The 12,563-nt window shown below is 65.4% G+C and carries 10 protein-coding genes; 3 read left to right on the top strand and 7 right to left on the bottom strand.

Going from position 1 to position 12,563, the window contains the following annotated elements; translation table 11 throughout:
- Positions 1-14: 14 nt before the first annotated feature.
- Positions 15-920 (bottom strand): LysR family transcriptional regulator, encoded by a 906-nt coding sequence (locus HLH28_RS05630; RefSeq protein ID WP_246395701.1) that lies wholly within the window; start codon positions 918-920, stop codon positions 15-17.
- A gap of 113 nt (positions 921-1,033) precedes the next feature.
- Here HLH28_RS05630 and HLH28_RS05625 point away from each other — a divergent pair, with 113 nt between their 5' ends.
- Entirely contained in the window at positions 1,034-1,912 is an 879-nt protein-coding gene (locus HLH28_RS05625; protein WP_182955728.1) for an SDR family oxidoreductase, read from the top strand.
- Between the two features lie 80 nt (positions 1,913-1,992).
- Here the strand turns inward: HLH28_RS05625 and acs are convergent, their stop codons facing one another.
- Entirely contained in the window at positions 1,993-3,933 is a 1,941-nt protein-coding gene (gene acs, locus HLH28_RS05620) for an acetate--CoA ligase (protein WP_182955725.1), read from the bottom strand.
- Between the two features lie 113 nt (positions 3,934-4,046).
- Positions 4,047-5,495 carry a helix-turn-helix domain-containing protein gene (locus HLH28_RS05615; RefSeq protein ID WP_182955722.1) on the bottom strand — a complete coding sequence of 483 codons (1,449 nt, stop codon included), beginning with the start codon at positions 5,493-5,495 and terminating at the stop codon, positions 4,047-4,049.
- Between the two features lie 144 nt (positions 5,496-5,639).
- Here HLH28_RS05615 and HLH28_RS18495 point away from each other — a divergent pair, with 144 nt between their 5' ends.
- The gene (locus HLH28_RS18495) at positions 5,640-5,996 is read left to right on the top strand and encodes a hypothetical protein (RefSeq protein WP_456305439.1); all 357 of its coding nucleotides are present in this window, start codon (positions 5,640-5,642) and stop codon (positions 5,994-5,996) included.
- Between the two features lie 53 nt (positions 5,997-6,049).
- Positions 6,050-8,263: a malate synthase G gene (locus tag HLH28_RS05605; protein WP_182955719.1), complete on the top strand. Its 2,214-nt coding sequence runs from the start codon at positions 6,050-6,052 to the stop codon at positions 8,261-8,263.
- A gap of 140 nt (positions 8,264-8,403) precedes the next feature.
- On the opposite strand, the gene HLH28_RS05600 is transcribed toward HLH28_RS05605, so the two are convergent.
- The 4 genes from HLH28_RS05600 to HLH28_RS05585 all read right to left on the bottom strand — a co-directional run bounded on the left by HLH28_RS05600 (position 8,404) and on the right by HLH28_RS05585 (position 12,132).
- Positions 8,404-9,198, bottom strand: coding sequence for an ABC transporter permease (locus tag HLH28_RS05600; protein ID WP_182955690.1), 795 nt, complete (start codon positions 9,196-9,198; stop codon positions 8,404-8,406).
- Entirely contained in the window at positions 9,195-9,830 is a 636-nt protein-coding gene (locus HLH28_RS05595) for an ABC transporter ATP-binding protein (RefSeq protein WP_338029665.1), read from the bottom strand. The genes HLH28_RS05600 and HLH28_RS05595 overlap by 4 nt, the downstream gene beginning before the upstream one ends.
- Positions 9,831-10,098: 268 nt before the next feature.
- The gene (locus HLH28_RS05590; protein WP_182955688.1) at positions 10,099-11,364 is read right to left on the bottom strand and encodes a discoidin domain-containing protein; all 1,266 of its coding nucleotides are present in this window, start codon (positions 11,362-11,364) and stop codon (positions 10,099-10,101) included.
- A gap of 120 nt (positions 11,365-11,484) precedes the next feature.
- Positions 11,485-12,132: a methyltransferase domain-containing protein gene (locus tag HLH28_RS05585; RefSeq protein WP_246395718.1), complete on the bottom strand. Its 648-nt coding sequence runs from the start codon at positions 12,130-12,132 to the stop codon at positions 11,485-11,487.
- Positions 12,133-12,563 lie beyond the last annotated feature (431 nt).

Here is a 12,563-nt window from a genome sequence, read left to right as displayed (position 1 = left end):
GTTCAACAACCGTGTCAGCGGGCCGCCCGACCGGATATCCACAGCGCCAGTTCCTGTTCCAGCACGTTCAGGAATGCCCGCGCCCGGGCGCCCACAAGACGACGGGAGCTCTGCAACGCCCATATTTCGACCGGCGCCCCCGCCGCGGTCCCGTAACAGGCCAGCCGCCCTGCGGCGACATCCCCTGCCACCAGCAATCCGGGCAGCAGCGCGACCCCAGCGCCCTCCCGCACCGCACTGTGGATCATCAGAAGCGATGAAAGGCGCAGGACGGGACGCGGCACGACCGGGACGACCTGTCCGTCCCCGGTCACGATCTGCCACACGACATCCCCCGACGTGCTCGCAGGAAGCACGCCCGGAATATCCGGCCCGTCGCCGGACAGGCTCGGGAACACCGCCCGGGCGAGTTCGGGCGCCGCCACAAGCAGTCGGTCATCGCGCAGCACCCTGCGGCCGACCAGATGGTCGGCAGGTGCAGGATTGATGCGGATCACGAAATCATAGCCTTCCTCGATGGGATCGACGACCCGGTCCTCGGCGACCAGCTCCAGCTGCACCTCCGGATAGGCCCGGGCGAACCGTGCCGCGATGCGTCCCAATGCGACATGGGCAAGAACCACCGGCGCGCTGACGCGTAGACGCCCCTGCGGGACCGAGGCGGCCGACACGACGGCCTGCCCCGCCTCCGCGATCTCGGCGAGCAATCCCGCGGTGCGGGCATGGAGCGCCTGCCCTTCGTCGGTCAGGCGCAGGGTATGGGTGCCCCGTTCGATCAGCCGCACGCCGAGACCCTGTTCCAGTTCCGTGACCTTGCGCGACAAGGTCGCCTTGGGCCGCCCCGTGGCGCGGCTGGCACGACCAAAGCCCCCATGAGAGGCAACGAGGTTGAAATCGGCAAGCGCATGCAGATCCATCATGTGTTCCATTCGTGGGACGGGTTGTCCCGATCATGCCGGCTTTCGCCAGATCATGGAACATCTAGGTTTTCTCGAGGCCGCAAGACGGCGACCGGTTGCGAGGAGTTTCCGACATGACGATTCTGATCACCGGGGGCACGGGCACGATCGGCTCGCAGGTCCTGGCGTCCCTGAACGGACAGGATGCGGATATCCGTGCCCTGACACGTACGCCCGAAAAGGCGAAGCTTCCCCCCGGCGTCCGACCGGTCGGGGGCGACCTGTCCGACATCGATGCCGTCCGCGCGGCACTGGCCGGGGTCAGCACGCTGTTCCTGCTGGTGCCGAATGTCGCTGACGAATTGACGCAGGCCATTCTCACGCTGAATGCGGCACGCGAGGCCGGCGTGAAAGGCATCGTCTATCTCTCGGTCTTCAAGGGGGAAACCTATGCCGACGTGCCGCATTTCGTGGGCAAGCATACGGTCGAGCGGATGATCGCCGCTTGCGATCTGCCCGCCACGGTGTTGCGGCCAGCCTATTTCATCCAGAATGACATGCAGCAGAAGGACGCGCTGCTGACCCATGGCACCTATGGCGTTCCCGTCGGCGCCAGGGGCATTTCCATGGTGGATACGCGCGATATCGGTGAAGCCGCCGCGAAGGAACTTCTGCGCCGCGACCGCAGCGCAACGCCTCTCCCGCGCGAGACATATGATCTGGTGGGACCGGATTGCCTGGATGGCGAGGCCATCGCTGCGATCTGGAGCGAGGCCCTGGGCAAGACCGTCCAATATGGTGGCGACGATCTGGATAGCCTGGAACAGCGTGTCCGGGCATTCGCGCCCGCCTGGCTGGCCTATGACCTGAAACTCATGTTCCGGCGTTACCAGCAGGACGGTGCCCCGGCCGACGGGACGCAGGTCGCCCGGCTCACGACATTGCTGGGCCGCCCCCCGCGCCCCTATCGCGATTTTGCGGCTGACAGCGCGCAGCAGTGGCGCGCGGCCTGACACGCCACGGGAACGGGATGACGGCAAGCGCCGCGCCCGTCCCCTCCTTTTCTTTCGGATGACAGGGCGTCTCCGATGTCTCAGCCCTGGCGCGCGACATCCATGATCAGGCGCTCCACGATCGTGGCATCGGCCAGCGTCGACAGGTCGCCCAGCGCATCCAGTTCGTTGCAGGCGATCTTGCGCAGCAATCGCCGGACGATCTTGCCCGATCGCGTCTTGGGCAGGTCCGGCACGATATAGACCCGTTCGGGCGCGGCATACCGTCCGATCCCCCGGCTGATGACCTGGGCGGCCTCCTGCGCCAGGCCCCCGTCGGGGCCGCCGCGCGGCACCACGAAGACGACCAGCCCCTGGCCCTTCAGATCGTGGGGCACGCCCACCGCGGCGCATTCGGCGAAACGATGGTCGGTCGCGATCACGTCTTCGACCTCCGCCGTGCCGATGCGATGGCCTGATACGTTGATGACGTCATCGATGCGGCCGGTAATCCAGTAATAGCCGTCCGCATCCCGGCGCGCCCCGTCGCCGGAAAAATAATACCCCTCGTGGAACGAGAAATAGGTCTGGCGAAAGCGCGCATGGTCGCCCCAGATGGTCCGGGCCTGCCCAGGCCACGACCGGGCGATGCACAGGCATCCCTCGCCTTCACCCGCGACGACGCGCCCCTTCTCGTCCAGCAGGACGCAGTCCACGCCCGGCAGCGGCAACGTCGCCGAACCGGGTTTCTGCGGCACGGCCGCCGGGACCGGGGCGATCAGGATGCCGCCGGTTTCGGTCTGCCACCACGTATCGACGACCGGGCAGCGTCCCCGGCCGACCGCTTCGTGGAACCACAGCCAGGCATCGGCGCTGATCGGCTCGCCCACGCTGCCCAGCAGGCGCAGGCTGGACAGGGAATGCCGGGCGACGACATCGTCGCCCTCGCGCATCAGGGCGCGGATCGCCGTGGGCGCGGTATAGAACGTGGTAACCTTGTGCGTATCGATCACCTGCCACCATTGGCCCGGCGCGGGATGGGACGGCAGCCCCTCGAACAGGACCACGGTCCCGCCATTCGCCAGGGGTCCGTACACGACGTATGTGTGGCCGGTGATCCAGCTGATATCCGCCGTGCACCAGAAGACGTCGCCCGGACGATGGTCGAAGACCAGGGCATGGGTATAGGCCGCCCACACCATGTAGCCGCCCGTGGTATGGACCATGCCCTTGGGCTTCCCCGTGCTGCCGGACGTATACAGGACGAACAGCGGGGCCTCGGCCTCCATGACGGCAGGCGCGCATTCGGGCGACGCCGCCGCCAGCAGGGGCGCCAGCGCCAGGTCGCGTCCGGCCTGCATCGATGTCTCGATACCGGTCACGGCCAGGACCAGGACATGGCGCACCGCATGTCCCGTGGCGCGGTCCAGCGCCTCGTCCATCGTCGGCTTCAGGGGAATGCGCTTGCCGCCCCGGCGTCCCTCGTCCGCGGTCAGGACGACGACGGCGCCGCTGTTCACCAGGCGGTCCGCCAGCCCTTCGGCCGAGAAGCCCCCGAACAGGACGACGTGAACGGCGCCCATCCGCGCGCAGGCCAGCATCGCGACGACGCCTTCGACCACCATCGGCAAATGGATCGCCACCCGGTCGCCGCGTCCGACGCCCAGCCCGCGCAGCACGTTGGCCATCCGGCAGACCCGTTCATGCAGCGCCCGATAGGTCAGCCGTTCGACCTGCCCCTCATCCTGCCCCTGCCAGATCAGCGCCACCTGCTCGCCCCGCTCGGCCAGATGGCGATCCAGGCAGGCGACGCTGGCATTGAGCCTGCCGTCCGCGAACCAGTTGATCGGGACCTCGCCTTCGAACGACGAGGAGGATGCGATGGTCGGAAACGACGCCCATTCGATGCGCCCTGCCTGTTCCAGCCAGAATTGTTCCGAATGATGCAGCGCATCATCCTTCATCTGCCGCAGGCGGCTGGAATCGACGGTGGCGCGCGCCGCGAAGGACAGGGGGGCGGGGAAAATAGATGATTCTGACACGGCTTCTTCAATCCGTATGGGTTGATCGGTATGAAATCCGATTTCTTGGGGGTCTTTCCGACGACGAATATAGCGGCTTCACCCCCATGACACGAGCCCTATTCCCGCCGCCGTTATCGGGACGGCGTGCCCCCCGGATCGGCGGGCGCGGGGGCGAAAGTGAACGGAAGCGAATCCCGCCGATTGATGTCCGGCGCCAGGCGGTGGTGCAAGGGCGGGAACGCGCGCGACCGGCATTCGGTCCAGTCGCACAGATGGCACGAAATCCCGACAGGTATGGCTGGCGCCTGAAGATTCAGGCGATCGGAATAGACAATTTCGCCGGCCCGGGTGATGTCGCATCCCATGGCAACGGCATGCACCGGGCGAATATCATTCCATCCGGTTGAAATGCCCGTGACCGTGCGCGCGAAGCACAGGAAGGTCCGGCCGTCGGTGAACTGCGCCACCTGCGCCTGCGTGACGCCCGGCGTGGAAAAGCATGTATTGGCGTTCCACTGGGGACAGGAATTGCCCTGGCGGGGCACCGGGAAGCCGCAGGCGGAAAAACTCTTGGTGATATTGCCCGCCGGGTCGGTCCGCACGAAGAAAAACGGCACGCCGCGTTCCCCGGGCTTCTGCAGGGTCGACAGCCGCTGCGCCGCCTGCTGGTACGATACGCCGAACCGGGCGGACAGGATATCGAGGTCGTAGCGCAGCGCGGTCGCGGCCGACAGGAAGGCGGAGTACGGCATCAGCAGCGCGGCGGCGGCATAGTTCACCAGGCCGATCTGGATGACCAGGCGTGCCTCCTCGCTGCTGGGCGCGATCTCGTGCAGCAGGCGCTCCATGCTGTCGCGCCCCTCGATCAGCATCAGCTGGAACGCCAGCTGGAATCCGCGGCTCTCTCGCGGCAGCAGATCCGACAGCAGCAGCAGCCGACTGTCGGGATCGTAGCGCCGGAACGCGCCGTCCAGGGCCGCGATCCGCACCACGATTCCATGATGCTGGCGCAGCCGCGTCGCGATCATATGGTTGCTTTCCGACGGCGGCAGCGCGTCGGCGTCGGGCAGGCGCGCCCCGTGCGCCATGTCGGTGCGGACCCGTTCGGCGGCTTCTTCCAGGTCGGGAAAGTAATTCAGGCGTTCGTCATAGACCAGGCGCGCCTCTTCCTGCGGCAGGATCACGCGCGTGCCCGTCGGCAGCATCAGGCGCGTCGCGTCGTGATGGGCCGCACGGAACGCCTGATGCAGCGTCAGGACCGCCCGTGCGACCTCCGGCTGCGCCGCCAGGGCGGCGATTTCCTGCGCCGGCACCCCATGCGCCCCCAGCAGCGGGTCGGACAGGGCCTCGTGCAGCAGGCCTTCCAGCCTCTGCTCGTCGATGCCCGACAGGGTCTCGATCGACACGTCCAGCGCCCGCGTCAGCTTGATCAGCAGTGACGCCGTCACGCTGCGCTGGTCATGTTCGATCAGGTTGAGGTAGCTGGACGATATGCCCAGCCGCACGGCCAGTCCCTGCTGGGACAGCGACCGTTCGATCCGAAGCCGCCGGACGATGCGGCCGATGCGCGTGGGGGCCATGAAATTTCCTTCGTTTTACAAATACACAAAACGAATTGTAAATCCATTTACAGCATTCACCTTCGGTCGTCCCCTTTTATATGGCACATATTGATGCCCTCCCCTTAACTCATCGGACAAGACGATCGAAGAAGGGAGTCGTCAATGTCCGTCGAATCTGTGTCCGTCGAATCCATCGAAACCTTCGTGAATGATCCGGAGCGCTTCGCCGGAATCCAACGCGATCATGACGCCCGCGATGTGGCGCGGTTGTCCGGTTCGGTCGACATCTGCCCTATGCTGGCCGGCTTCCACAGCCTGAACTATTCGATGTTCAAGCTGGCGCACGGCTACGCGAAACGCGACATGGCGGCCTGTTCCGAATTGCAGGAAGCCGAATTCGGCGCCGTCGCGGCCGTGGCGAGGGACGGACATACCTCCATCGCGGCCATGGCTTACTCCACGGAAACCGACCAGTTCCACGCCAAATTACCGTTCGGCAAGAACACAACACCCGTCTGAGATTTTCCAGGTCGAAAATTCCCGCTCTGGAACAAGATATTGGAGGAAACACCATGTCCCGTCGTACGATCGGCCAGTTACGCATCGACTACGCCCTCGACGATTTCGTCACGCACGAAGTCCTGCCCGGGACGGGTGTGGACGCCACCCGCTTCTGGACCGGATTTTCCGAAATCGTCGCCACGTTCACGCCGAAGATCCTGAATGCACTGGCGCGACGCCGCCTGATGCAGCAGGCGGTGGATCATGTCCTGACATCGCCCGGGCATGACCCGGGCGACATCGGCGCCCAGATCCGGATCCTTCGCGATATCGGATATATCGCGAAGGAACCACCTCATTTCTCGATCACCACCACGAACGTGGATGACGAGATCGCACGGATCGCCGGTCCGCAGCTTGTGGTTCCGGTCACGAACGCCCGCTATGCCCTGAATGCCGCCAACGCACGGTGGGGCAGCCTGTACGATGCGCTCTACGGCACGGACGCCGAGCCGTACACGGGCGGCCGCGTCCCCGGCGCCACCTTCGACACCGGGCGCGGAGACCTTGTGATCCGGCGGATCCGGCTGCTGCTTGACGAAATCATGCCCCTGGCACGCGGCAACCACGCGGACGTGACGCGCTATCACGTCGCGGACGGCCGGCTTGTCGCCGATTTCGGGGACGGTACCGCCCCCACCGGGCTGCGAGTCCTGGCACAGTTCGCCGGATTCTCGGGTCCGGCCGAGGCACCGCGCATCGTGCTGCTGCGCAACAACGGGCTGCATATCGAGCTGCGCTTCGACCCGACATCGGCGATCGGCAGCCGCGACCGCGCCGGCATATCCGACGTCATCGCCGAATCCGCCCTCAGCACCATCATCGATTGCGAGGACAGCGTCGCGGCCGTGGATGTCGAGGACAAGATCCTCGTCTATCGCAACTGGCTGGGCCTGATGCAGGGCACGCTCGCGACCTCGTTCCGCAAGGACGGCCGCCTGCTGGAACGGCGCCTGGCCCCCGACCGCCATTATACCGCGCCCGACGGCACGACGCTGGCCCTGCCCGGACGCAGCCTGATGCTGATCCGCAACGTGGGCCATCACATGTTCACCGACGCGGTCGTGGACCAGGCAGATCATCCGGTGCCCGAAGGGGTGCTGGACGCGGCGATCACGGCCGCGATCGGCCTGCACGACCTGCGGGGCGGGTCGCGGACGACCAACAGCCGGGCGGGATCGATCTATATCGTCAAGCCCAAGATGCACGGGCCGGAGGAAGTCGCCCTGTCGAACGCCCTGTTCGCGCGGGTCGAACGCCTGCTGGACCTGGCGCCGAACACCATCAAGATGGGCATCATGGACGAGGAGCGGCGCACCAGCGCCAACCTGGCCGCCTGCATCCATGCCGCCCGCGAACGGGTGGTGTTCATCAATACCGGCTTCCTGGACCGGACAGGGGACGAAATCCATTACTGCATGCAGGCCGGCCCGGTCGTGCGCAAGGCCGACATGCGCGCCGAACCCTGGATGACGGCCTACGAGCAGCGCAACGTGGCCATCGGCCTAGCCTGCGGCCTGAAGGGAGGGGCCCAGATCGGCAAGGGCATGTGGGCGATGCCCGACCGCATGGCCGACATGATGGCGCAGAAATCGGCCCATCCCCGTGCCGGCGCCAATACGGCGTGGGTGCCCTCGCCCACCGCGGCGACGCTGCATGCGCTGCACTATCATTTCGTCGACGTCGCCGCGGTCCAGACACGGCTGGAAACGGTACCGCCCGCGGCGCTCGAACAATTGCTGACCCTGCCGCTCGCCCGGACGCCCGACTGGTCCGCCGCCGAGATCCGCGAGGAACTGGACAACAACCTGCAGGGCATCCTCGGCTATGTCGTGCGCTGGGTGGATATGGGCATCGGCTGTTCGAAAGTGCCGGACCTGCACGATGTCGGCCTGATGGAGGATCGGGCGACCCTGCGCATTTCCTCGCAGCACGTGGCGAACTGGCTGCGTCACGCCGTCATCTCGGAAGACGATGTGCGGACGTCGATGATGCGCATGTCCGCGGTGGTCGACGACCAGAACCGGGACGAGCCCGGCTATCGTCCCCTGTCCCACTACACGACGGGGCCGGCCTTCCGCGCCGCCTCCGACCTGGTCTTCAAGGGCGCCGTGCAACCCAACGGCTATACCGAGGCCACATTGCATCGCTGGCGGCGGGCGGCAAAGGATGCCGCCCCCCGCACCCGGCAGACGACGCCCGAACTGGACAAGGCGACGCTATAGGACAACGGTCGCGATCACAGAGGCTGGATGCCGGCCAGGATCGCGACCGTCCGTGTGGCAAGGCCGGTCGGGCGGCCTTGCCACGCATGGAAACTGCCGACGACTTCCTGCGCCGCACCTCCTGCCGCGTCTGGCTGGGGTCAGTCGCGCAGGCGGTCCAGCCGCAATCGGCCGCGCGCATCCGTCAGGCGTGCCGCCGTCAGGCCCGCCGACAGCGTGGCGCCGATCATGTTTCCGCTGACGATCAGGCTCATCAGCACGATCTGGTATTTGGAGGCCTCCAGCGGATTCATCCCGGCCAGAATCTGTCCCGTCATGATCCCGGGCAGGGTAATGACGCCAGCCGCCGCCATCTGGTTCAGGGTCGGGATCAGGGCGGTGCGGATGGCCTGGCGGATCAGGCTGTTCATGGCCTCGGCCCGGGTGGCGCCCAGGATGATCCGCGCCTCGATGGCGATGCGTTCGCGCGCGATGGCCGACAGCAGCGTGTTCATCGACAGGCTGGTCGCGTTCATGACGTTGCCCAGCAGCAGGCCGGTCATCGGGATGGCGACGCGCGCCTGGTACCAGGGATGCGGCTGCAGCGCCGTCAGCAGCCCGATCAGCACGACGATTACCGTGCCGAAAATCGTGGCGCCCCCGCTGATTCCGAAATGCCAGGACGGGGCCAGACGCACCTGCTGGCGCGATCCGGCCTCGTACGAGGCCGCCGCGAACATGAAGGCCAGCACCAGCAGCGTCAGCCACACCGACGACCTGCCGAACACGAACAGCAGGACGCTGCCGGTCAGGACCAGCTGGGCCGTCATCCGCACTGCCGCAATCACCAGCGTGCGATGGATATCCAGCGACAGCACGACGGACAGCAGCGCGCAGATGCCGACCAGGCCGCCGGCCAGCAGCAGGTCGGACGTCGTCAGCAGGATCGGCGTCATGCCGCGTCCTCGGTGAAACGACCGGACGTCATGTAACGGCGACGGTCCGCCATGCGATCGGCCTGCGCCTGATCATGCGAAACCAGGACGAGCGCCAGCCCCTGCGCCTTCAGGTCGCGCAGCAGGGCTTCGACTTTCCGGGTCGTCGCATCGTCCAGCGCGGAACACGGCTCGTCCAGCAACAGCACACACGGACCCCGCAGCAGCCCACGGACCAACGCCAGACGCTGCCGTTCGCCGGTCGACAGGCGATGGACAGGGGTCCGCAGAACGCTCTCGCGCAGGCCGAGCCTGTCCAGCAGCGCGCGGGTCGCGGTATCGTCGGACACATGATCGAGCACGATGTCGGACCACCAGCCCGGTTCGGCAGGCAGGTAAAGCACCCGCCGCCGCCATTGATGCGCCGGCATGTCGGCGCAGGCGACGCCGTCCAGCGCAACGAGACCCTGATGCGGGTCAAGGTCGGCGATCATCCGCAGCAGGACCGACTTGCCGGCACCCGACATGCCAGCGACGACCAGGCATTCCCCCCGCGGCACGTCGACCGTGAACGGCCCGGCATGCGCGTTCCGCAGCCCCCGCACCGACAGGCCGGCGGAGGACAGGGAAAGAGAGGGAGATTTATCCGACACTCTGCTGTAACCACCAGGATCTGTGCCGGGATGGCGTCATCGGCGGCATTCGGGATACCGCTCGACGATCAGGAACGCTTGCTCCGGCGGGAGAGATGCTCTCCAGCCTGTAGACCGACCCGTCGAGGAACGGAAGACGCCGCCATGCCCCGCCGGACCTTGCGACGCGACAGCTGGAGGACAATGCACCCCCGGCCCGGATCTGGACGACGCGGCATCCGGCCACTTGCGGCCGACCATCGAGACGGTAGGTGGTAGGCCGCCTCAATCAGTTCCGACGCAACCCGGCGCGGTTTCTGATCAACCGGCCTATCGTGGTGAAACGGCGCCCCGTAAACGCGTCTTCGTTCCACTCATGGCTGAACTGAGGCTGCGGGACGCGCCACGATGGCCCGTAAATGGCTTCCAGGTAGCGGAACGGATTGGCCGGAATCGGAACGATGCAGTCGCATAATTTGACCGGAATCGTGGGAAACACGTCCGCGATCGGGCATCCCCCCACCGGTCCGGGATAGAACAACACTCGGTCATTCGAATAAAGGCTGACAAAGACGTCCAGGGTCTTGTCGCCCCGCGCCGCGACCCAGCGATGCGAGAAGAAATCCCCGTCGAGCCGGAATCCCCGTTCGGCCAGGAACGCGCTGACCGCCCGCGTGGCCGTCGGTATATCAGCAAAAGCTGCCTGGTCCATCGCAATGACTACATCGACATCGTCGTCATGCGGCATCAGATCGCCGGAACGGATATAGGACAGCACGGCCCCGTACCCGATCATGACGTGAGGGGACAGGTCCTTCAGGGCGGCCACGAGCGCCAGGGCATCCTCGACATATTGCTTTTTTTCATCCGCGCTCCAGTAGCGGAACGTCCGGATCATGCCATGCGCGGTGATTTCCTGCTGGAACCGGTACAGCAGCTTGCTGTTGACGACGTCGCCCAGGACGCCGCGTTCCTCGTCGCTGATCGACAGGGTGTCGAAAAACCCATGCTCGATGATCGCTCCGGACAGGAACACACGCAGGGTCTGCCAATATAGGCGGAAGGCCCGGCCCTGCCCGGGCGACGCCGCATTCGCGATCTGCTGCTCCACCAGAACGTTCACCGCGTCGATGACGGCCCGGTGGTCGTATATCGTCCGCCAGTCCTGGCCGTCCTCGGATCCTTCGACCGTCAGGGACCAGTTGCGGCATGCCCAGACATCGGCCCGGTTCCGGATCAGGATACTTTCGACATCGGTCAGGCGCTGCAGATCGATCTGCACCCAGGGCGTGGTATCCTTGTCCCCCGTATGCAGGCCGTCCCCTCCGACAATCGGAAAGTACAGCAGCGACCGGGCACGGGCCTGCAAGGCCTGCTTCTGCTCCGCCGGGGATCTGCCGGTCATGCCGTAGAGGGAACTTGCCGTGACCTGGCGGACCTGCAGGTCCAGCGCCCCGTTCCGGTCCCGGACCTCGACATGGATCACATGCAGAGGGCCTGTGCCATGGACCCTCAGGCGCAGGAAACGCACCGGCCCCGCCCCACCGACAATCAAGGGGGATCCGTCGGATCCACCGAAAAACAGCGTAGGGGCAGCCGCGTTGATAAAGTCCGCGATGTGGGCCAGGGAGCGGGAAAACGTCCCGGCGGCCGTCCCGTCAGGCAAACCCGCCATTCAGCGCGCCAGGATCACACGGGCGACATGGGCGTCGTCGGATTTATATTTGGCGAAACCGAATCCTTCGGTCAGGTACTCCGTCCTGAACCCGAAGCGCGCGGCGTTCTGCACGAATTCAGGGGGATTGAGGTACCGCCGGAAATGGTCCGGGGTTTCCTTCGGCAGGCTCTTGTCTCGTACGGTCCGGAACTCCACCGCCACGGACACATCCCGCAGGGTGGAAATCGCCCGGCAGACCTCCAGGAACGCGTCCTCTCCGGTCTGGTCGATGGCGTGCAGGAAAAAGCGGGCATAGACAACGCCCCGGCCTTCGATTCCGTTATCCGTGAGAACCCTGCGGATATCCTCAGCCGTTCCTGCACCATCGATCCGGCATTGCAGGGCCAGCGGCCCCGCCATGTCTCCGCACTTGTCCTGGATCGATTCGATTGCCGCCGCACTGGCATCCACTGCGACGACGCGATAGCCCTGCTTGCAGAAGAAAAAAGCATCTCGACCATTTCCACACCCGATATCAACAATAAAATCGGCGTCTGGAAATTCGGAAGCGACGAAAACCGAAAATTGAGACGGCAGCATAGGGACGTCGTCAGACGCGTAATACCTGTTCCAGTGCGTGTCATGATTTTTACTGATCTGATTCATGGGCACGTTACTCTCACGGGAACGTCATGGATAAAGATGATTATTCCGCCAGACATGCTGGATCAATCTATTTTACTCTAACAAAAATTTCATAAAAGTTTCATATCGTTTTGTTACGAATCGTTCCGACGCTGCAATACGACCCGGAACCGGTGTCGCCCTCCCCCCTGTCCGGCGGTATCCCGCTGAAAAGCAAAAAACCGGCATCACGCCGGTTCATCCCATCATGCGTTCTTGTGATGGCGGCCTGGGACCGTCCTGCAGCACTATTGCGCGTGCCGGATCGCGTCGCCGGCCATCCTGGCCGCCCTGGCTCCGGACCCGATCGCTCTGGGATCGGGTCCGGAACGACATCGTCACGACGACGAGGGCGGTGCGTTGTAGGAACGCGGTGTGCCCAGGGGCACGGTTTCGAAACACAGGGAATCCGC

Origin of the sequence: Gluconacetobacter tumulisoli, from assembly GCF_014174155.1 — a bacterium.
Lineage (GTDB): Bacteria > Pseudomonadota > Alphaproteobacteria > Acetobacterales > Acetobacteraceae > Gluconacetobacter > Gluconacetobacter tumulisoli.
The sequence above is the reverse complement of the archived record's forward strand: the minus strand, read 5'-3'. Positions and strand labels throughout refer to the sequence as shown.

Coding starts and splice junctions, on each gene's coding strand:
- HLH28_RS05605 (WP_182955719.1), top strand. CDS start 6,050: ATGTCCCGTCGTACGATCGGCCAGTTACGCATCGACTACGCCCTCGAC.
- HLH28_RS05585 (WP_246395718.1), bottom strand. CDS start 12,132: ATGAATCAGATCAGTAAAAATCATGACACGCACTGGAACAGGTATTAC.
- HLH28_RS05625 (WP_182955728.1), top strand. CDS start 1,034: ATGACGATTCTGATCACCGGGGGCACGGGCACGATCGGCTCGCAGGTC.
- HLH28_RS05600 (WP_182955690.1), bottom strand. CDS start 9,198: ATGACGCCGATCCTGCTGACGACGTCCGACCTGCTGCTGGCCGGCGGC.
- HLH28_RS05615 (WP_182955722.1), bottom strand. CDS start 5,495: ATGGCCCCCACGCGCATCGGCCGCATCGTCCGGCGGCTTCGGATCGAA.
- HLH28_RS18495 (WP_456305439.1), top strand. CDS start 5,640: ATGTCCGTCGAATCTGTGTCCGTCGAATCCATCGAAACCTTCGTGAAT.
- HLH28_RS05630 (WP_246395701.1), bottom strand. CDS start 920: ATGATGGATCTGCATGCGCTTGCCGATTTCAACCTCGTTGCCTCTCAT.